The organism is Caballeronia sp. dw_276, from assembly GCF_018449635.1.
Taxonomy (GTDB): Bacteria; Pseudomonadota; Gammaproteobacteria; order Burkholderiales; family Burkholderiaceae; genus Caballeronia.
Window position 1 is genome coordinate 141,848 of the sequence record NZ_JAAVUV010000010.1, and the last position, 20,119, is coordinate 161,966.

15 protein-coding genes and 1 tRNA gene are annotated in these 20,119 nt (G+C 57.8%); 9 read left to right on the forward strand and 7 right to left on the reverse strand.

Annotated elements, in window-relative coordinates:
- The first annotated feature begins 79 nt into the window (after nucleotides 1-79).
- Together gyrB and HB633_RS21280 are read left to right on the forward strand one after the other, a co-directional pair.
- Nucleotides 80-2,551: a DNA topoisomerase (ATP-hydrolyzing) subunit B gene (gene gyrB, locus HB633_RS21275; protein WP_213780127.1), complete on the forward strand. Its 2,472-nt coding sequence runs from the start codon at nucleotides 80-82 to the stop codon at nucleotides 2,549-2,551.
- A gap of 243 nt (nucleotides 2,552-2,794) precedes the next feature.
- Entirely contained in the window at nucleotides 2,795-3,910 is a 1,116-nt protein-coding gene (locus HB633_RS21280) for a type I restriction endonuclease (RefSeq protein WP_213780128.1), read from the forward strand.
- 61 nt (nucleotides 3,911-3,971) lie between these two features.
- Here the strand turns inward: HB633_RS21280 and HB633_RS21285 are convergent, their stop codons facing one another.
- Entirely contained in the window at nucleotides 3,972-5,501 is a 1,530-nt protein-coding gene (locus HB633_RS21285; protein WP_213780129.1) for a cryptochrome/photolyase family protein, read from the reverse strand.
- A 167-nt stretch (nucleotides 5,502-5,668) separates the two neighbouring features.
- Between HB633_RS21285 and HB633_RS21290 the strand changes: the two genes are divergently transcribed.
- A complete protein-coding gene (locus tag HB633_RS21290; RefSeq protein ID WP_213780130.1) occupies nucleotides 5,669-6,958 on the forward strand; it encodes a tetratricopeptide repeat protein in 1,290 nt (429 codons plus the stop codon).
- On the opposite strand, the gene HB633_RS21295 is transcribed toward HB633_RS21290, so the two are convergent.
- Entirely contained in the window at nucleotides 6,955-10,392 is a 3,438-nt protein-coding gene (locus tag HB633_RS21295) for an AAA family ATPase (protein WP_213780131.1), read from the reverse strand. The two genes, HB633_RS21290 and HB633_RS21295, sit on opposite strands and share 4 nt — an antisense overlap.
- Complete coding sequence (gene sbcD / locus HB633_RS21300) at nucleotides 10,389-11,609, reverse strand: exonuclease subunit SbcD (protein ID WP_213780132.1); 1,221 nt, start codon at nucleotides 11,607-11,609, stop codon at nucleotides 10,389-10,391. Before sbcD ends, HB633_RS21295 begins: the two co-directional genes overlap by 4 nt.
- A gap of 210 nt (nucleotides 11,610-11,819) precedes the next feature.
- Between sbcD and HB633_RS21305 the strand changes: the two genes are divergently transcribed.
- From HB633_RS21305 to HB633_RS21320, 4 genes are all read left to right on the forward strand, one after another.
- Entirely contained in the window at nucleotides 11,820-12,017 is a 198-nt protein-coding gene (locus tag HB633_RS21305; protein ID WP_047895277.1) for a hypothetical protein, read from the forward strand.
- 12 nt (nucleotides 12,018-12,029) lie between these two features.
- The gene (dbpA, locus tag HB633_RS21310) at nucleotides 12,030-13,412 is read left to right on the forward strand and encodes an ATP-dependent RNA helicase DbpA (RefSeq protein WP_213780133.1); all 1,383 of its coding nucleotides are present in this window, start codon (nucleotides 12,030-12,032) and stop codon (nucleotides 13,410-13,412) included.
- A 110-nt stretch (nucleotides 13,413-13,522) separates the two neighbouring features.
- Nucleotides 13,523-14,125: a lipocalin family protein gene (locus HB633_RS21315; RefSeq protein WP_213780134.1), complete on the forward strand. Its 603-nt coding sequence runs from the start codon at nucleotides 13,523-13,525 to the stop codon at nucleotides 14,123-14,125.
- A gap of 86 nt (nucleotides 14,126-14,211) precedes the next feature.
- Entirely contained in the window at nucleotides 14,212-15,999 is a 1,788-nt protein-coding gene (locus HB633_RS21320) for a tetratricopeptide repeat protein (RefSeq protein WP_213780135.1), read from the forward strand.
- Nucleotides 16,000-16,002: 3 nt separating this feature from the next.
- On the opposite strand, the gene HB633_RS21325 is transcribed toward HB633_RS21320, so the two are convergent.
- Both HB633_RS21325 and HB633_RS21330 read right to left on the reverse strand, forming a co-directional pair.
- Nucleotides 16,003-17,367, reverse strand: coding sequence for an MFS transporter (locus HB633_RS21325; RefSeq protein WP_213780136.1), 1,365 nt, complete (start codon nucleotides 17,365-17,367; stop codon nucleotides 16,003-16,005).
- Nucleotides 17,368-17,488: 121 nt separating this feature from the next.
- On the reverse strand, nucleotides 17,489-18,421 hold the full coding sequence (locus HB633_RS21330) for a 2-hydroxyacid dehydrogenase (RefSeq protein WP_213780137.1): 933 nt from the start codon (nucleotides 18,419-18,421) through the stop codon (nucleotides 17,489-17,491).
- Between the two features lie 286 nt (nucleotides 18,422-18,707).
- On the opposite strand from HB633_RS21330, the gene HB633_RS21335 reads away from it, so the two are divergent.
- Complete coding sequence (locus HB633_RS21335) at nucleotides 18,708-19,025, forward strand: DUF4148 domain-containing protein (protein ID WP_213780138.1); 318 nt, start codon at nucleotides 18,708-18,710, stop codon at nucleotides 19,023-19,025.
- 210 nt (nucleotides 19,026-19,235) lie between these two features.
- Complete coding sequence (locus tag HB633_RS21340) at nucleotides 19,236-19,406, forward strand: LPXTG cell wall anchor domain-containing protein (protein ID WP_213780139.1); 171 nt, start codon at nucleotides 19,236-19,238, stop codon at nucleotides 19,404-19,406.
- 52 nt (nucleotides 19,407-19,458) lie between these two features.
- On the opposite strand, the gene HB633_RS21345 is transcribed toward HB633_RS21340, so the two are convergent.
- The gene (locus HB633_RS21345) at nucleotides 19,459-19,680 is read right to left on the reverse strand and encodes a hypothetical protein (RefSeq protein WP_213780140.1); all 222 of its coding nucleotides are present in this window, start codon (nucleotides 19,678-19,680) and stop codon (nucleotides 19,459-19,461) included.
- Nucleotides 19,681-19,862: 182 nt separating this feature from the next.
- A tRNA-Lys gene (locus tag HB633_RS21350) sits at nucleotides 19,863-19,938 on the reverse strand.
- Nucleotides 19,939-20,119: the final 181 nt, after the last annotated feature.

The window sequence follows — 20,119 nt, forward strand, 5'->3', positions numbered from 1 at the left end:
ATCCCCCGCAGTGACCGCCCAGCGACCCAGTACTGACCCAGTAGCGACCCTGTAGTGACGCAGAACCGGAAAAAAACCCATGACTGAAAACCCAATTTCGCAACCCGACAACGCTTATGGCGCATCCTCCATTCAGATCCTCGAAGGTCTGGAGGCGGTCCGCAAGAGGCCGGGTATGTATATCGGCGATACGTCTGATGGCACGGGTTTGCATCACCTCGTTTTCGAAGTGCTGGACAACTCGATCGACGAAGCGCTCGCCGGACATTGCAACGATATCCACGTCACCATTCACGCGGACAACTCCATCTCCGTGACCGACAACGGCCGCGGCGTCCCGACCGGCCTGAAGCTCGACGACAAGCACGATCCACGGCGCAGCGCCGCTGAAATCGTGATGACCGAGCTGCACGCAGGCGGCAAGTTCGACCAGAACAGCTACAAGGTATCGGGCGGCTTGCACGGTGTGGGCGTGTCCTGCGTGAACGGCCTGTCCGAATGGCTGCGCCTGACCGTGCGCCGCGACGGCAAGAAGCACTTCATGGAGTTTCGCCAAGGCGTGGTGCAGAACCGCGAACTCGTGACCGAAGACGGCGTTACGTACTCACCTATGCCCGTAGTCGGCGACACCGAAAACCGCGGCACGGAAGTGCATTTCATGCCCGACGTCACCATCTTCGGCAACGTCGAATTCCACTACGACATCCTTGCGAAGCGCATGCGCGAATTGTCGTTCCTGAATAACGGCGTGCGGATTCGCCTGACCGATCAGCGCAGCGGCAAGGAAGACGATTTCGCGTTTGTCGGCGGTGTGAAGGGCTTTGTTGACTACATCAACAAGACCAAGCAAGTGCTGCATCCGACCGTGTTCCACGCGACCGGCGAGAAAGACAACGTCACGGTCGAAGTGGCCATGCAGTGGAACGACAGCTACAACGAAAGCGTGCTGTGCTTCACGAACAACATTCCACAACGCGACGGCGGCACTCACCTGACCGGCTTGCGCGCCGCGATGACGCGCGTGCTGAACAAGTACATCACGGATCACGATATCGCGAAGAAAGCGAAGATCGAGACGAGCGGCGACGACATGCGGGAAGGTTTGTCGTGCGTGCTGTCGGTGAAAGTGCCTGAGCCGAAATTCAGCTCGCAGACGAAGGACAAGCTGGTTTCGTCGGAAGTGCGCGCGCCGGTTGAAGAGGTCGTTGCCAAGGCGCTCGAGGAGTTTCTGCAGGAAACGCCGAACGACGCAAAGATCATCACGAACAAGATTATCGATGCAGCCCGTGCTCGCGATGCCGCCCGCAAGGCGCGTGAAATGACGCGTCGTAAAGGCGTGCTCGACGGCGTTGGTTTGCCAGGCAAGCTGGCCGATTGCCAGGAGAAAGATCCGGCGAAGTCGGAAATCTACATTGTCGAGGGAGACTCGGCAGGCGGATCGGCGAAGCAAGGGCGGGACCGGAAATTCCAGGCCATTCTGCCGCTGCGTGGGAAGGTGTTGAACGTGGAGCGGGCGCGTTTCGACAAGTTGATTTCGTCGGAGCAGATCGTGACGCTGGTGACCGCGCTTGGAACCGGGCTCGGCAAGGACGATTACAACCTCGAGAAGCTGCGCTATCACCGCATCATCATCATGACCGACGCGGACGTGGACGGTGCGCACATCCGGACGCTGTTGCTGACGTTCTTCTACCGGCAGATGCCGGAGATCGTCGAGCGCGGGTTTATCTATATCGCGCAGCCGCCGCTTTACAAGATCAAGGCCGGCAAGGACGAGCGCTATCTGAAAGATACGCACGAGCTGAACCAGCATATGTTGAAGCTGGCGCTGCAGGGCTCGGAGCTGATTCCGAGCGAAGGCGCGACGCCGATTACCGGCGACGCGCTGGGCGAACTCGCGCGTGCTTATCTGCTCGCGCAGGCGGTGGTGGATCGCGTAAGCCGGTTCTACGACGTGAACGCGCTCGAAGCGGTGATGGATGGCATCGTGCTGGATCTATCGACGCAGGAATCGACGGTTGCTTCCGCGGCAGCTTTGCAGGACGCATTACGTGCCGATCCGCTGAAGCCGGAAGTGACGGTCGAGCCGGCGTATGACGCGGTGCGCGAGATCCGGTCACTGCATATCAATCGCCGGCATCACGGGAACGTGAAGGTATCGGTGATCGATGAAGACTTCCAGTTGACCGCCGACTACAAGCAATTGCAGACGACGGCGAACACGTTCAAGGGTTTGATCGGCGCGGGCGCGTTGATCAAGCGTGGCGAGCGCTCGATGGCCGTTACCGACTTCAAGAGCGCGATGAAATGGCTGATCGCCGATGCGGAACGCAACGTGACCAAGCAGCGGTACAAGGGCCTGGGTGAGATGAACCCGTCGCAGTTGTGGGAAACGACGATGGACCCGACTGTGCGGCGTTTGTTGCGCGTTCAGATCGAAGATGCGATCGCGGCCGATGGCATCTTCACCACGCTGATGGGCGACGACGTTGAACCGCGCCGCGCGTTTATTGAATCGAATGCGTTGAGGGCGGGGAATATTGACGTTTGAGGTTCTGACCAACCTTCACGTTGTTGGAAAAGCCAGTCACGTTTTTTGTGACTGGCTTTTTTGTTTGTGCGCCCACTGAGCAGACACAGAGTTCGGCGAGTGATCTCGTTTTCTTCACTCAAAAGTAAAAAAATTTGCCGATCGATATGGATTCCGAATTTATTGTTGCAAACATCTATCTCGAAAATCAGAATGCCTATTCGTAGCGATGGTTGTCGCTAGATCACAATGGGACATTAAAAAGTGGATTTTATCGACGAAGTCAGGGCGCTCGCATCTCGTGTGGCAACGACCAAAGATTTGCTGCAAACGGAGGAGGCCACAAAGAATGCGATGGTGATGCCGTTTATTCAGCTGTTGGGATACAACGTTTTCGATCCATTGGAAGTGACGCCTGAGCTTATCGCCGACGTTGGAACCAAGAAAGGAGAGAAGGTCGACTACGCCATATTGAAAGATGGCCAACCCATCATGCTGTTCGAATGCAAAAAGAGTGGCGGCGATCTGCACATCAATCACGCGAGTCAACTGTTTCGATATTTCCATTCGACTGAAGCGCGGTTTGGCGTCTTGACCAACGGCATCGTGTACAAGTTCTTCACCGACCTCGAAAAGCCGAACATGATGGACGATAAGCCGTTTTTCGAATTCAACATGCTTGAATTTCGGGATCAGGATGTCGATGAACTCAAAAAATTCGCGAAGACCGTATTCGACCTCGAAACCATCCTCACAACAGCAAACCAGCTCAAGTACACGCGCGCGATTCAGAACACATTAGGCAACTGGATGAATGATCCGCCCGAAGAGTTTGTTCGGTTGGCATCAGCAGAGTTTCTGGTCGGTAAGCACTTTAAAAACGCAGTCAAGGACCTCTTCACAGAGGTAACCAAACAGGCGTTCAAGCAGCTGGTGCGCGACAAGATCAATGAACGGCTCAAAGGCGCAATGACCCCCGAGTTGTCGGTTGCTCCAGCGTTGCAGGCGCACATTTCCGACGCCCAGATCGAACAAGATGAAACCTATTCAGCTTCTGATCTTGAACTTGAGGCATTCCAGATTGTGCGGGCGATTCTGCGGCCAATATCAAAGCCGGCGCGAATTTTCATTAGGCCGTCCGCGAGTTACTGCGCAATACTTTTCGACGACAACAATCGCAAGCCTGTTTGCAGGCTGAGATTCAATAATGAAAATCGTCTCGTTGTGGGACTGTTTAATGAAAACAAGGAAGAAGACAAAATATTGATCTCGGATCTCGATCAACTTTTTGACTTTGGGGACCGTCTCAAGGCGTGTGTTGCTTCGTACTTGAAATTGGCGCCATCCAAAGAAGCAATTGATGAAGCTTCGAGTGTTTGAACAGGATGCTCATTTCCCGGGTTGGGGATAGATGGATCTCTGACCCGGCTTTTGGATCGTCTCACAACTCATCCAGCCTCCCCCGAAGCTCTCCAGCCCTTTCTTCAAGCCCGGCCTTCGCGTCCCCATCCATCCTGTCCAGCTGCTTATAAACCATAGCCAGCCTTGGATTCCCTTTCAACCGCCCGGCATTGCGCTCAAAGAAATCCCAATACAGTGCGTTAAACGGACAAGCCGTTTCCCCCAAACGTGCTTTCCGGTCGTAATGACATCCTTTACAGTAATCGCTCATCCTGTCGATATAAGCCGCGCTCGATGCATACGGTTTCGTCGCCAATCCACCGCCATCGGCGAATTGGCTCATCCCGAGCACATTCGGCATCTCGACCCATTCGTATGCATCCACGTACACGCCCAGATACCACTCGTGCACCTCAGCAGGATTTACCCCTGCGATGAGCGCAAAGTTGCCGATCACCATCAGCCGTTGAATGTGATGCGCGTGCGCATTCTCGAGCGATTGCCCGATCGAATGCTTCAGGCATCGCATCTTCGTCTCGCCATTCCAAAACCAAATCGGCAACGGAAGCGTATTGCCGAACACATTCGATTCACGGTAATCCGGCATCCGGGCCCAATACACGCCACGCATAAACTCGCGCCAACCGATAATCTGGCGGATAAATCCTTCAACCGCCGGAAGCGATGCGCGTCCATCGCGATACGCACGCTCGGCCCGAGTGACCACCTCGCGTGGATTCAACATCTTCACATTGAGCGAGAACGACAGCAGCGAGTGAAATAGACGCGGCGCCTGTGTGTTCATCGCGTCCTGATAGTCGCCGAAATCGGGAAGCGCATATTCGATAAACGAATCGAGTTGCATCAACGCTTCGTCGCGATTCAACGGCCACGGCAAATGATCTTCACAAGGCGTTCCAAAACTCTTCACGCCGGCATCCGCAATGGTCTTCCACAGCGCCGAATGATCATGCGCGATGCGTGGATCATGAGGCTGAGAAGGTTTCCCGTGCCACGACTTTCGATTGTCGTGATCGAAATTCCATCGGCCGCCGGAGGGTGTTTCATCTGCGTTCATCAGGACATGATGCTTCACCCGCATCCGCCGATAAAAATTCTCCATCAGCCATTGCTTCTTATCGGCGAAATATTCGGCGGCTTCTTCACGGCGTGTATAGAAATGTTCTGTGTCTCTCATCCAGCATGGAATGTCCAATTGCTCCGCGTATTGAGCCAGTTGCCGGTCGAGCCGCCATTCATCCGGCGCCAGACATTCGAATGTGGTCACCTTGTATTGCGCGATCATCGAATCCAGATTGGCGGGCACGCTGTGCCGATTATTTGAATCGTCGATTGCGAGGTAATGCACGCGATGCCCAGCCGTTTTCAACTGATGCGCGAAGTCGCGCATCGCGGCGAATATCGCGAGGATCTTTTGTGCGTGATGCAGCACGTAATCCGTTTCCTGACGTACTTCCATGAGCACGTAGATGACATCGGTGTCGACCTCCGAAAACCAGCTATGTAGCGGGTTCAGTTGGTCACCGAGAATCAGTCGAAGCGTCGTCATGCTTTATATCCCCGATGCTAGGTTACGCAACGTGAAATTGTGAAAATCGGTCTGTATCGTCGGCAAGGTGCGTTGGCGCGTTTAAAGTTGCCGGTTACCTGACGCCTCGGCACTGCTTGTCGAGAGTGCACGAACAATGCCCGATTGCCGGACAGCTTAGAAAACCCATGAACCGATCCAACGTACGTCACGTAAGACAAGCAGGCGGCATGCGCGCGCCAAGCGCAGCCAATCAAGCACGCCTTGGCCAAATCGCCGAGGCATTTCGCGCGGCATATGCTGCTGGCGATTTTGGAAGCGGCGCGACTCTTGCGGCCGAGGCGCTCCGCCTCACCCCGGGAAACATGACGATCCTGCCGGACTATGCGTTGTGCCTGATGCGGATCAACGCGTTCGACCAGGCGTACAAGGTGTACAAGAGCATCCACGACGCGCCGGCCAGCCAGCGCAAGCTTGCCGCGCCAACCTGGCTGGATGGCCTGGTGGAAGTATGCGGCTGGCTGGGAAAGACCGACGAGATGCGCGAGTACGGCTTGCGCTCGCTGCGCGCTTCCGATGTCCAATGCGGCGCAAATCCCAGCGAACCGATTCCCGAGCATGCGCCGCCCGCATTCAACGCGGCGAACCCGGCTGAAAACGTCATCGCGTATTCGTTGTTCGGCGCAAATCCGCGATATTGCGAACCGGCGGTCCTGAACGCCGAACTGACGCGAGACCTGTTCAAAGGCTGGACGTGCCGCGTGTATCTGGACGCAAGCGTCCCCGCGCACGTGCAACAACGGCTGAAAGATGCGGGCGCGGACGTCGTATTCATGAGTGCGGATTCGGGCGTGCATCCGCTGATGTGGCGCTTTCTTGTCATCGACGATCCAACCGTCAAGCGTTTCCTGCTTCGCGATGCCGACGCGTTGCTTTCCGAGCGCGAAGCGGCCGCCGTGCAGGAATGGGTTGAAAGCCCGTATTATTTTCACGTCATTCGCGATTACTTCACGCATACCGAATTGATCCTCGCCGGACTCTGGGGCGGATGTTCGGGCGTACTGAAAAACGCGGTTCAATCGATGCAACGATTCGCTGCAACCAATGCTAATAGCGGCCGGTTTATCGACCAGCATTATTTACGCACCAACGTATGGCCAACGCTGCGTAAAAGCGTCCTCACCCACGACGATATTTTCGGTTTCCACGACGCCAAACCGTTCCCGCCGCACGCGGCGAATCGATGGAAAATCGAGAAGTTTCACGTCGGCAGCAATACGAGTTATCAGGCAATTGGCGGCGCGAGCGGGCTTGCCGATGGCGCCACGCAGAAACTCATTTTCCATTCCGCCGATGGCAAGCCCGTGTTCGACTACGACACGGTCGTGAAGAACGGCGAATGGCGTCTGGATGTACCGTTCTTCATTGTTGAAAAGCTTGCGGCAAACGAACTCGCGGTGAATATCGTGAAGTCTTAAGCGCCCACGACTTCGACTGTCGAAAAACCGATTCCCACGCTTTTCGCCACTTTGATCTGCAGTGGAATGCGCTCCTTGAGCGCTTCCACATGACTGATTACGCCAATCATTTTGCCGCTCGCATTCAGTGAATCGAGCGCATTGAGCGCAATCTCCAGCGTTTCGCCATCGAGCGTGCCGAATCCTTCATCGAGAAATAATGAATCGATGGATGTCTTGAAACTCACCAGATCCGATAAAGCCAGCGCGAGCGCGAGACTCACCAGGAAGCTTTCGCCGCCCGATAACGTGCGTGTATCGCGGGCAATATCGCCTTGCCACATATCGAGTACTTCCATCTCGAGTTCGCCGGCAAGCTTCCGATTCAGCTGATAACGCCCGTGCAATTGCATGAGCTGCCGGTTCGCGAGATAGATCAGATGATCGAGCGTGAGACCTTGAGCGAACTTCCGATACTTCGCGCCATCGGCCGAACCGATCAAACTGCTCAGGCGCTGCCACAAGTCGTATTGCGTGCGTTGTGTATCGATTTGCTGATAGAGCGCCTGCTTTTCGATGCGCAGTTTGTCATCGCTTTGGAGCGTCGCGCGAAGACCGCCTTGTTGTTCACTTAGCGTTTTCAAGGCTGCGGCCAGATCATCCAATGCACGTTGCAATGCTTCGGCGTCTTGATCCGTCTTTGGCTCTTTCAGCAATTTGGCGCGCCGGGTTTCCGCGGTCGTGCGCAGGGTTTGGACTCGCGTAGATAGTTGCTCGAGTTCGCGCTTCTGGATCTGTAACTGGTCGCGTTCATCGTGGGGTAACAGTGCGGACAGGAACAATTGTTCATCGGCGAAGACGCTGTTGGTCAATGCATTCATCCACGCAGCCGATGTTTTTTCCGCGTGCGCTTTCTCTTCGCTCAAGCGCGTTGTCAGCGCGCGCTCGGTGCCGGCGAGTGAGTTGGTTTTATCGCGCGCGGTGTCGTAGCGTTGTTTCGCCGATGTGAAAGCCGCGTCCGGATTGTCGATCGCAGGGATCGCTTCAACCTCAAGCCCGGCGAAATCCTTCTCGCAAGCGGTCCAGCGCGCGGCCCAATCATCAGCTTCAATCGATGCCGTTTCGAGCGCGTGTTTCGCGCGGTCGGATTGCTGGTTCAACGCGCTGACGCGCTCCGTTGCTTTCTGCCAAGCCTTCCATTCGCCGGTGCGTTCAGCCAGCCACGACTGCCATTGCGTCCAGGTTTCAGGGCATGAATATCCGACGGAAACCACCGATTCATTCAGCGTTTGTTCCCGCTTCAGCAACGCGTTTTGCAGGACCTGAACGTGCTCGGAGATTTCCTTGAAGGATTTTTCATCCGCGTTCTGCTGCTGTTCGCTCAACTTCAGCGCGGCTTGTTTTTCAAGCGCAAGCCGCTCCGCCGCATTCGCGGCGTTCGCGTGCTGTTGAATCACCGTCTTTTGCTGATCCACCGCCGCAAGCGTGTCCTGCGTCAACTTCAACTTGGCCGCATGTTGCTGCACCAGCGCATCAAGCGCATCGCGATCGACGGCTTCGAGTTCAAGTTGCGCGCATATCGTTCGCCAACTATCGGCGTGGCGCGTTTCATCTTCGAGCCATGTATCGATACGCTTTTTCAGCGCGCTGATATCCGCATTCGATTCAGCAATTGCCACGTTCGCGGCATGAAGCTCCTTGCTTTTGTCACGCAACGCGAGCTCTTTGTCCTTCAACGCATGCTCGGTTGATGACACGTCCAGCGCCTGATACGCGCCAATGGAAGGATGCTCCGTCGAGCCGCACAACGGACACGCTTCGCCGGGCTGCAACGCTGCACGATGCCCGGCGAGGTCGAGAATGCGCCGTTCCTGGTCGAGCAGTTTACGTTTGTCGCTGACGTGTTCGGTCAGCGTTTCGATGTCTTTCACAAGACGCTCATGCTGTTCGGCAAGCAAAGCGCCCAATGCATTTCGCTTCGCGAGGGCTTCAACATCGTGCGCGTTTTGCCGGGCTCCGCGAGCGATCGTTTCACCGATATCAACCAGTTTTACGAATAGATGATGCTGGTCCTGAAGCCGCTGGCATCGTGTCTTCACATCTGCTTCATTCTCTCCGTCAAGCGTGATCGAAAGCTTCTCGATCTGCTCGCGTTCGGTTTTCCGTGCGTGTTCGGTTGCGGCCAATGCGGTGGTCACCGCGAGACGCTGAGCGCCGATATCGAGCGATCGCTTGTCCATCAGCGCGCGCAAATTCGAAAGCTTTTTGCCCGTCGCGTCGATGTCATTCAGCGTCTGCTGACGCGCATCGAATTGATGCTGCCAAAGCACGATCTGCTCGCCGAGTCTGCTGCGATGCGGATGTTCATCGAGTGCGGATTGGACCGTTTTGATATCCGCCAAGAGCGTGTTCAGCGCTTGTTGACGAAGCTCTGCAACGCGCGCGCCCATCACGGACGCGAGGCGCAAGCTACGGGCGGCATCGAGTGACGCGGCTTGCTTTTCGTCCCGGGCAATCGCCGATTGACGCGATGTTTCCGCGTGTCGTTCACGCGCTGAAAGCATTGCGTTGTGATCGGCACGAAGCTTTTCGGCAGGCTCGCTTGCGGCGAGACGATCGAGTGAAGGCTTGGCGGCGGCGATCTTCGCGTCGGCCTGTTGCTGGTCGAGCAACGCCTGTTCAACCTGTTTTTCCGCGTCCGATAACGCCACTCGCCACGCGTGCATCGCGCGAGTGGATTCCGCTTGTTTGTTCAGCGTGACTTCCTGCGCCGCGAGCGCGATGCATTCCTGCAACTTGGCGTTACGCTCCTCTTCCGACAACAACTGGACGCCATCGGCGCGGGCCAAAAGCGTATCGAGTGCGAGCTTTTCATCGCGCGTGCGCTCGAAGACGTTTTGCGAGATCGTGCCGTAGATATCCGTGCCGGTCAGTTCTTCGAGCAACTCGGCGCGCTCGTTGGCCTTCGCTTCCAGGAACGCAGCGAAACCGCCCTGGGCGAGCATCATCGATTTGGTGAAGCGGCCGAAATCCAGCCCCGTGATCTCTTCGACCTTGCGCAATTTATCCGCGATGCGCTCAGTCAAAATCGTTCCGTCGAGCCGAGCAAGTTCGACTTTTGGCGCTTGCAGGTTGCCGTCGGTTTTATCGCGTGCGCGACGCTGGCTCCAGAACGCGCGATACCCTTCGCCCTTCACCTCGAACTCGACTTCCGCGAGACATTCGAACGTGTGGCGCGTCATCAGCTCGTTCGTACCTTGCGAAACCGTGTCCATGCGCGGCGTGCGGTGATAGAGCGCGAGACAGATGGCATCCAGCAAAGTGGTCTTGCCCGCGCCGGTCGGGCCGGTGATCGCGAACAGGCCGTTATCGCGAAACGGCGGCTGGCTGAAGTCGATCTTCCATTCGCCCTTCAGCGAGTTCAGATTGCGCAAACGCAACGACAGGATCTTCATGCGTCTGCCTCGCCAATCCGAGCGACGACTTCGCGATACATCGTTAGAAGTTGCGCACGGGTGTCTTCATCGATTGTTTCCGATTGCAGGCGGCGCGCGAAGACATCGTCGGGCGTGAGTTCGTTCAAGGTTTCCTTCGCCTGGGATTGCAGCGCGCTGGATGCCGACGAGCGCTCGCGACGTACACGCAACACTTCCACAGGCATGTTTTCGATCATCTTCTGGATGCGCGTTTGCAAATCGCTGAGATAGTCATCGGCGGACACGACGATTTCGAGCCATATCGTTTCGCCTTCGGACGCCTGGGACGCGACCGCTGAAACCGCCGCCTCAAGCTCTTTCAACGATCCTTTGACTGACAAAAGCTGCTGAAAGCACGGAACGTGAAGCGCGGCGACGCTTTTGAGTCCTTCGCTGGAAACATCCACAAGCAACATCTCTTTCTGCTGCCGCGCTTCATCGAAGCTCAATGCAATCGGCGATCCGCTATAACGAATGTGCTCGAACCCGCCAACCTTTTGCGGCCGATGAATATGCCCCAGCGCAATGTAATCGGCGGCGGGAAACGCGGCGGTCGGAAACGCTTCGAGTGCGCCGACATAAATCTCACGCACCGATTCGCTCGCGCTCGCGCCGACAGTCGTCAAATGCCCGGTCGCGATAATCGGTAAATGTGCGCCGAGTTCCACGCGCTTTTGTTCGGCCAACGCGAACAGCGCCTGATAATGGGCATGAATCGCGTCTTGCAGCGACTGCTGTTTCTCGCGCGCGCTTTGTCCCGCGATGCTCTGCAGGACATCGCGAGGACGGATGAACGGGATCGCGCAGACAATCGCGCCGGGATCGCCATTGCGCGTAAGGAGCACGCGGACCTGTTCATTCGGGTCGTCCTGCACGGACGGAATCACAACGGTGTTCAACGCCGTCAGCAAGTTGCGCGATTCCTCGAGCACGGCGACGGAATCATGATTGCCCGCGAGCAATGTCAAGCCGACGCCTGCGTCGCGCAACGCGAGGATCAGCGAGTAATACAGCTCACGGGCGTAGCTTGGCGGCGCGCCGGTATCGAAGATATCGCCTGCTATCAGCACCGAATCCACCGCATGCAGCTGCGTCTGCTCGATCAGCCACGCAATCAGCTTCTGGTGTTCGGCTTGTCGTGAATGCCCGAGAAAATACTGGCCGAGGTGCCAGTCCGAGGTGTGCAGGATTCGCATCGATGGCGTGGTTTTGGGCTTTGTTTTAGTGAATGTCAGTTTAACGGATCGATTCGCACGGGTAAGCGAAGCGCCGTTAAAACGCCGTAAACCGAGGCAATCGCACCGTGTACGCGTACACTTCGCCTTCTATTGCGCGAAAACAGCGCGCGTTGGCCACGCTGACGCCCTTTTCAGGCCGCAACCCCATCCATTACGCTCAATTCAATCATGTTTATCTGCCGAAATCAGCCGTGCGGCGCCGAATGGCAACTCGCCGACGTGCTTATCAAGAACGAAGGCCAGGGCCTGATGTTCCGCTGCCCCATGTGCGGCGCGCGCAACAAGGTGCTTCGCCACGATGCGCCCGACGGCACCATCACGTACGAGCAGGACAATTCGGTCCCGCCGAAACCTGCCGCGAAGTAACCAGACACGCTCATGACCACGCCAACTTCATTCAGCGCCTTGCCGCTGTCGCCGGCAATGCTGGCGAACCTCGAGCAACTCGGTTATTTCACGATGACCCCGATCCAGGCCGCAAGCCTGCCGCTCGCGCTCGCGGGCCACGATCTGATCGCGCAGGCCAAGACGGGTAGCGGCAAGACCGCCGCGTTCGCGTTGCCCTTGCTCGCGAAAATCGACCCGAAGCTTTTCTCCGTGCAGGCGCTCGTGCTGTGCCCGACGCGCGAACTCGCCGATCAGGTCACGCAGGAAATTCGCCGGATCGCGCGCGCGGAGGACAACATCAAGATCCTGACGCTGTGCGGCGGCTCGCCAATGCGCCCGCAGATCGCGAGTCTCGAACACGGTTGCCATATCGCCGTGGGCACGCCGGGACGCCTCATGGATCACCTGGAGCGCGGCACGCTGGAACTGAGCGCGCTGAAAACGCTCGTGCTCGATGAAGCCGACCGCATGCTCGACATGGGTTTCTTCGATGACATCGTCGCGGTCGCCAAGCAATGTCCGAAGGATCGCCAGACCTTGCTTTTCTCCGCGACATATCCGGAAGGCATCGCAAAGCTGAGCCAGCAATTCCTGCGCAAACCGCAGGAAGTCAAACTCACCGAACAGCACACGAATTCGAAGATCAAACAACGTTTCTACGAAGTCGACGACAACGAACGTCTGCACGCCGTCGGCCTGTTGCTCGATCACTATCAGCCGGTGAGCACGCTTGCGTTCTGCAACACGAAGCAGCAATGCCGCGATCTCCTCGATGTGCTCGTCGCCCAGGGTTTTCATGCTTTGGCGCTGCATGGTGAACTCGAACAACGCGAGCGCGATCAGGTCCTTGTGCAGTTCGCCAATCGAAGCTGTTCGGTTCTGGTCGCAACCGATGTCGCCGCCCGCGGGCTCGACATCACGCAACTTGAAGCCGTGATCAACGTCGACGTTACGCAAGATCCCGAGATCCACGTTCATCGGATTGGACGTACGGGCCGCGCGGATCAGGAAGGCTGGGCGCTGAGCCTCGCGAGCATGAATGAAATGGCGCGCGTGAGTTCGATCGAACAGGCACAGAAAAAGGAAGTGGAGTGGCACAAGCTGAGCGAACTGACGCCGGCGACGCCCGGACATCTTCAGCCGCCCATGGCCACGCTGCAAATTCTTGGCGGACGCAAGGAGAAGATCCGTCCCGGCGATGTCCTCGGCGCGCTCACCGGCGACGCCGGTTTCGAAGGCTCGCAGATCGGCAAGATCAACGTGACGGACATGGTCACGTACGTGGCGGTATCGCGGGATATTGCGGACAAGGCGGTGAGCCGGTTGTCTTCGGGCAAGGTGAAGGGAAAGAAGGTCAAGGTCCGGCGCATTTAAAGCGCGCATAAAGCTTCGGGTCTGTAATTTGCGCCATTGTTGATCCCGTGAAACCGGTCAGGGCGGATATGCGTATGAATGCATGTCCGCCTCAACACTTTGGTGCGCCCATGTCCCGTCCTCTCCGAGTTGTTCTTGTTTTGTCCGCGGTGGCGCTCGTACTCAGCGCGTGCATTTCCTCACCGAAAAATCCCAACCCGCGCGCTCAAGGCGAACTAAAACTCGCGCCGACAGTTGATCTGCCGCGTTATATGGGTCGCTGGTATATCGTCGCGAACATTCCGTATTTTGCCGAGAAGGATTTTGTTGGCAGCTACGCCGAATGGAAGTTGCGCGATGACGGCAAAATCGACGACTCGTATTACGCGCACAAGAACACGTTCGATAGTCCGTTGAAGCATTATCAATTTACGGACTCGGTCGTCCCCGGCACCAATAACGCCGAATGGAGCGTGCGAATATTCTGGCCGATTTACGCGAGCCAGAAGACGCTATACGTGGATGACGATTACCAGTACACGCTCATCGGATATACGGATCGCAAACTCGGCTGGATCTTCGCGCGCTCTCCGAATATCAGCGATGCGAAATATCGAGAGCTGCTTGGCCGCCTTGAAGAGATGGGTTACGACACCTCGCGATTCCGCCGCGTGCCGCAAACACCGGATCAGATCGGCAAGCCGGGCTTCCATTCCCCGGGCCAAAAGGAATGATCGCGCCTGTGCGAAACGCTTAACTTCAATTTGGACAACAAGGGATAGGACTAATCCGATAGCTGGCCGGTAAGGCGCTGTTTAGCATGAACAGGTTATCCACTTCGCTGAATACGCCTGCCATGAATCAAGTCGCCGAACCGTTTGCCGCAGCATTCAGTCATCATCAGGCTGGTCATATGGCCGAGGCCGAAAGCGGCTATCGAGCGGTTCTGCAGGAGCGCCCGGATCACGTTGACGCACTGCATTACCTCGGTGTCCTGCTGCATCAACGCGGTGAGAACGAAGACGCGGCGAAGTTGCTGGATCGCGCGCTTGGCCTCGCGCTCGATGCATCGGCATGCTGGAGCAATCGTGGACTCGTGGCAGCGGCGCTCGGCGATCTTCCTTACGCGGTGGCGTGCTATGAGCGCGCGCTCGCCCTCGATCCAGGTTTCGCCAACGCACGCAGTAACCTTGGCGTCGCGCTACAGAAGCAAGGCCGCTTCGACGAATCCATAGAGCAGCACCAAACGCTGCTCGCCCAAGACCCCAATTTCTTCGATGCCCGCCTGAACCTCGGCGCCACGTTCGCCGCAGCGAAGCGCTATGACGAAGCGCTGGCGACTTATCGTGAGGCGCTTCGCCTCAACCCCAACAGCTTTGACGCACATTTCGGCGAAGGCAACGCGCTGCGTCAACTCAAACGTTTCGACGAGTCTGTCGCGAGCTTGCGTCGTGCGCTGGCGTTGTGGCCGGATCATTTCGAGGCGCGCGTCAACCTCGGCACGACGCTCGGGCTCCACGGGCGGTTTGTGGAGGCGGAAGCCGCGTATCGGTTTGCACTGACTTTACGCGATGACCCGCAGATTCACGTCTGCGTGGGCGCGTCGCTCGGCTCGCAAGGCCGGTTCGAGGAGGAGGAACCGCACTATCTGCGCGCGCTCGAAATCGACCCGGATCACGCCGATGCACAGCACAACCTCGCGCTGCTTCAACTCAGGCGCGGTAATTTCAAGGAAGGCTGGGCGCTTCACGAAGTCCGCTGGTGCTCAAGCAAATACACGCCGATGCATATCCCCGGCGTCCCCGAATGGCGCGGCGAACCGCTGCAAGGCAAGACGCTGCTGGTCGCGGGCGAACAGGGTCACGGCGACATGATCCAGTTCGCGCGTTACGTGAGCGTGCTTGAACAAATGGGCGCTACCGTCGATATGTGGGTGCCGCAGAATATCGTTGAACTGGTGCAGAGCGTGCGCGGCATTCGCCGGGCGCTCAATCGTGGTTCGACACATGAATACGACTATTGGACGCCGTCGATGAGCGTGCCGCATCGCGTCGGGCATCTCGTTATGGGCGCGCTCGCCGACATTCCATACCTGAGCCTGAGCGCGGAACGCATTGGCATGGGACCGACGCGCGTGGACATACTGGCCACCGGCCGCAAAAAGGTTGGCATCGTGTGGGCAGGCAGTCCGACCTTCGGCAACGATCAGTTCCGTTCCATGCCGTTTTCCGCGTTCTCGCCGTTGGCGGACGTGAAAAACGTCGCGTGGTTTTCGCTGCAAAAAGGCCCGGCACGCGATCAGCTTTCGAGCGGGGCTTGCGCGCTCAAACCCTACGACCTGACGGACACCCTCATCGATTTCGCCGATACCGCCGCGTTCATCAATCAACTTGATCTGGTGATCACCGTCGATACCTCTGTCGCGCATGTGGCGGGGGCGCTCGGCAAGCCCGTGTGGGTGTTCCTGCCGAAAAACAACGACTGGCGCTGGATGGCCAATCGTGATGACAGCGTGTGGTATCCCAGCGCGCGTCTATTCAAGCAGACCACGCTCGGCGACTGGACCGAACCGGTGGCGAAGGCAAAGGCCGCGCTGATGGCTGAGTAAACGCTATTTGGTCGCGGGTTGCATCGGCTCGGCAGGCTTGTCGCGGGTGATGAGGCGCAAGCCGCTCGCAATACTCGCCACGCCTGCGAACCCCGCGCCAAGCGCGAGCGCCAGCGCCGGACCGTGATGTCCCGCGATCCCGAAGCTCAACGCAACCAGCGCCGCGCCAGTCGCCTGGCCCACCAGCCGCGCTGTTGCGACTACGCCGCTTGCTCCGCCGCTCCGCTCGCGCGGCGCGCTCGCCATCAGCGCCTTCAGGTTCGGCGACTGGAAGAACCCAAAACCCGCGCCGCAGACGGCCATACGGATGCAGATATCGAGTGCATGCGGATGCGCCGGCAACAACGCCAGCGACGCCATCCCCGCACACATCACCGCCAGGCCCACGCCGCCAAGCAAACCAGGCGGATGCCGATCCGACAAACGCCCCGCCACCGGCGCGAGCAGCGCCACCATCACGGACCATGGCGTCATCAGGAAACCGGTTTCAACCTGGCTGCGACCGAGCACGCTTTCGAAATAAAACGGCAGCGACACGAACGCCAGCCCTTGCGCGGCGAACGAACAGACAGCGGTTGCCGTCGATAAAGCGAACATCGGCCGCTTGAAGAGATCGACGGGAAGCATCGGTGCCGGATGACCGCGTTCGCGACGCAGCATCAGGCCGCCCGCAACCAGGGTCACGCAGAGCGCTGTCAGCACGACATGCGCGGGCGCGCGCTGCGCCGCCTCGCCGAGTGCAAACACCAGCGCGGCGAAGGTGACCACGTTCAAACCCGCCGCCACGCGGTCAAACCCGTGCGTGCTGCGCGCCGTTTCCGGCAACGCGGACCAGCCGATAAACAGCGCCGTCAAGCCAATCGGCACATTTACCGCGAACAGCCAAGGCCACGTGCCAAGCGAAAGTACGATGGACGCGACCGTCGGACCGACCGCGAACGATATCCCCACAATCAGCGCATTGAGCCCAAGCCCGCGCCCAAGCCGGTGATGGGGATAAATCGCGCTGATCAGCGCCGTATTCACGCTCATGACCGCGCTCGCGCCAATCCCTTGCAGCAGCCGCGCGGCGGTGAGCGTAGGAAGCGACCACGACAGCGCGCAAGTCAGCGACGCCACCAGGAACAGGATCAACCCGCCAAGATAAATTTTCCGATGCCCGACAATCCCGCCGAGCGCCGCGAACGGCAGGAGCGTGGCGACCATCGCAAGCTGATACGCGTTGATGATCCAGACAGACGCGGCCGGCGCGGCATGAAGATCGTGGGCGATTGCGGGAAGCGCCGTGTTGGCGATGGCGGTATCGAGCGTGGCGAGGGAAACGGCCAGCAACATGGCCGCCATGCCGCGCTTCTGCAGCGCGGTCATCGGGGCGTCGGGGAGAAGCGCGAGTGGATCTGACACGGTTTTGAAATAGGAACGAGATCGGGCGTAGACCGACACAATACGGGATCGCGGCAAACCTCGCCGAGCCACCCCGTATAAGCTTTCAAACAGGTGTCAATACAGGGATGCCGGCGAAGTGGCAGGTGGTGTTATCGATGAACATTTGCACCGACGCCGCCACCGCCTCCGGCGACCGCCCGCCCACGTGCGGCGTCAGCACAACGCGCTGAGATTCGATCAGCAAGGCTGGCGGCGCGGGCTCGCCTTCGTACACGTCCAGCCCCGCGCCCGCGATCACGCCGCGTTCGAGGGCATCGGCGAGCGCGGCTGTATCGACAACGCTGCCGCGCGCCACGTTCACCAGATAACCATGCGAGCCGAGCGCGGCGAGCACGGCGGCGTTGATCAAATGTTTCGTCTCGGCGCCGCCGGGCGTCGCGACCACGAGGTAATCGGCCCATTCGGCGAGCGTGGTCACGGAATCGAAGTACGTATAAGGCGTGTCCGGGTTCGGCCGGCGATTGTGATAACCGATCTCGATATCAAACCCGAGCGCGCGCTTCGCAACCTTCTTGCCGATATTCCCCAGCCCGATCACGCCGAGCTTTTTGCCCGAAAAGTTCGGCTGGAACGGCAGGTCATCGCGCCAGACGCCTTGCCGGCAGGCGCGATCGAGCGCGGGGATCTGCCGGACCACGCCGAGCAGCAGCGCGAAGGCGTGATCGGCCACGCAGTCATCGTTCGTACCTGTGCCGTTCACGACCACGATCCCACGCGCCTTCGCGGCCTCCCGGTCGATGTTCTCGTAGCCCGCGCCCAATGCGCCAATCAATTCAAGCTTCGGCAACCGCCCGATAGTCGATGCATCGATACCAACCGTGCCGTTCGTCAGCACGGCGCGAATTCCATCGGCGTGACGGGTCAGGGCGTTATCGAGAGCGGATTGGTCGAGCGCGGTGATGACGTTGAAAGCCTTCGATACGGTGGCGTGGCTTTCAGGTTGAAGCGGGATCAATACGAGAACGGTTGGGAGCATGTTTATAGAGTCGTGGGAGCGAATGCCCAGTTTCCCATTTTCCGTTTTTTTTCGGGGGACGATGAATAGCCCTCGATTCTGTTGTAAGGCCAAAAGAAGATAATCGAAAGAAACTATTTGGTCGTATTAATTCAACCGATGGTTGGGCGATTTAGGGTTAACACCTAATTCAACAATAATCTCTTGCCAGCTTGATGCTTAATTTTCGGACAAGGCTTAACTAAACTCGTCTCATAGATCGCGATCAAGGTTGATCGCGGCAAAACAAAAGTTGGAGGTAAGCATCATGAAATCGCTCATCCAGGCAGTTGTAGTCGCCGCAGTACTCGCAGCTCCAGTCGCTTCGTTTGCTCAAACGAATCAGCCGCTTACACGTGCACAAGTAAAGGCCGAACTGGTTCAGATCGAAGCAGCCGGCTATAACCCGGCGACGGCAAATGACTACGATTACCCTGCAAATATTCAGGCTGCAGAAGCTCGTGTTGCCGCGCAAAATGCCGCGAAGACGGGTTATGGCGGTGTATTGAATGGCACTTCCGATTCCGGTTCCAATGTTCACACGGCAACCGGTGACAGCGTACGTTCAGTATATATGGGTCATTAAACCCGTCTGAGATCGCCGCGAAGCTTTCAATAGGATCTTTTTTCATATCGATTCCTGATTACGAAAGGTACGAATCTAGAACCTCCTCCAACGGGTGATCCCGGTGGATTTGCCCAGCTTAATCGGCTGGGCTTTTTTACGTCGGTCTCGCATTCCAGGGGGCGTGACCTAAACTGTATTTACGTCGCGACGTAATCAAAGGAGGCGGCCATGACTCAGTCGATGATTGGCTTCGTTATAGGACTGGCGGTCTTGATCGGTATTGCGGGAGTGCTCGGACGCCGGTACAGACGGGATCATCCGGAAAATTCGGGCAACGCGGTACGCATGCATGAGTGGCTCGACGCGCATCACATGAGCTGGCTGCATCACCGGCACTGACGTGCTCTGGCATAAGGAAAAGCCCGCTAGTCGCGGGCTTTTTCGTGTACGGTCATGCGTGCTTCGGCGGTCTTCGCCCGTCCGCCTCAGCCTTCCCATACTCAATGGCAAAGCGGCACGCATCGTCCGGTTCGTTGAAATAGCCGAGTACGCCCGACGCCCAGCGTGCACCGTCGGGCTTGGTGACGATGATCATCGATGCAAAACTTCCGCGCTCTCCCGCAGCGAGCGGCATCAGGACATGATCGTTGTAACTTATTGGAATGGCGTGCATGTGGCCTCCCGCGAACAGAACCGTGAAACTTCAGCGTGTAATTCTGGGCGCTATGACCAAACCCCATTGTGAGGAATTGCAAAAAAGCGAAACAAGGCGTGCGCGCTGATTATTCTTCTGATGGAAAAGCACCAACAACAAAAAAGCCGGCTAGCTTGCGCTAACCGGCTTTTTAGAATTTTTGGTGGGGCGTGACAGATTCGAACTGTCGACCTACGGATTAAGAGTCCGCTGCTCTACCAGCTGAGCTAACGCCCCGGAAAAACTGAATCCGAATTATAGCGACGTTTTCTCGGGTTACGCAACTATCCGCGCTGCAAAATCTGAAATTCTCTCTCGATGATGCTTGAACGCGCGGTCGAGCATGGCGCAACCGCCCATCGATCATCTCAAAAACGGGCGTCTGGAACGGCTATCATGGCGTTCCAACGGCGAACGG

What these genes read in the sequence shown, in the direction of transcription:
- gyrB (WP_213780127.1), top strand. Translation starts at nt 80, where the DNA reads ATGACTGAAAACCCAATTTCGCAACCCGACAACGCTTATGGCGCATCC.
- HB633_RS21285 (WP_213780129.1), bottom strand. Translation starts at nt 5,501, where the DNA reads ATGACGACGCTTCGACTGATTCTCGGTGACCAACTGAACCCGCTACAT.
- HB633_RS21290 (WP_213780130.1), top strand. Translation starts at nt 5,669, where the DNA reads ATGAACCGATCCAACGTACGTCACGTAAGACAAGCAGGCGGCATGCGC.
- HB633_RS21295 (WP_213780131.1), bottom strand. Translation starts at nt 10,392, where the DNA reads ATGAAGATCCTGTCGTTGCGTTTGCGCAATCTGAACTCGCTGAAGGGC.
- sbcD (WP_213780132.1), bottom strand. Translation starts at nt 11,609, where the DNA reads ATGCGAATCCTGCACACCTCGGACTGGCACCTCGGCCAGTATTTTCTC.
- HB633_RS21305 (WP_047895277.1), top strand. Translation starts at nt 11,820, where the DNA reads ATGTTTATCTGCCGAAATCAGCCGTGCGGCGCCGAATGGCAACTCGCC.
- dbpA (WP_213780133.1), top strand. Translation starts at nt 12,030, where the DNA reads ATGACCACGCCAACTTCATTCAGCGCCTTGCCGCTGTCGCCGGCAATG.
- HB633_RS21315 (WP_213780134.1), top strand. Translation starts at nt 13,523, where the DNA reads ATGTCCCGTCCTCTCCGAGTTGTTCTTGTTTTGTCCGCGGTGGCGCTC.
- HB633_RS21320 (WP_213780135.1), top strand. Translation starts at nt 14,212, where the DNA reads ATGAACAGGTTATCCACTTCGCTGAATACGCCTGCCATGAATCAAGTC.
- HB633_RS21325 (WP_213780136.1), bottom strand. Translation starts at nt 17,367, where the DNA reads ATGACCGCGCTGCAGAAGCGCGGCATGGCGGCCATGTTGCTGGCCGTT.
- HB633_RS21330 (WP_213780137.1), bottom strand. Translation starts at nt 18,421, where the DNA reads ATGCTCCCAACCGTTCTCGTATTGATCCCGCTTCAACCTGAAAGCCAC.
- HB633_RS21335 (WP_213780138.1), top strand. Translation starts at nt 18,708, where the DNA reads ATGAAATCGCTCATCCAGGCAGTTGTAGTCGCCGCAGTACTCGCAGCT.
- HB633_RS21340 (WP_213780139.1), top strand. Translation starts at nt 19,236, where the DNA reads ATGACTCAGTCGATGATTGGCTTCGTTATAGGACTGGCGGTCTTGATC.
- HB633_RS21345 (WP_213780140.1), bottom strand. Translation starts at nt 19,680, where the DNA reads ATGCACGCCATTCCAATAAGTTACAACGATCATGTCCTGATGCCGCTC.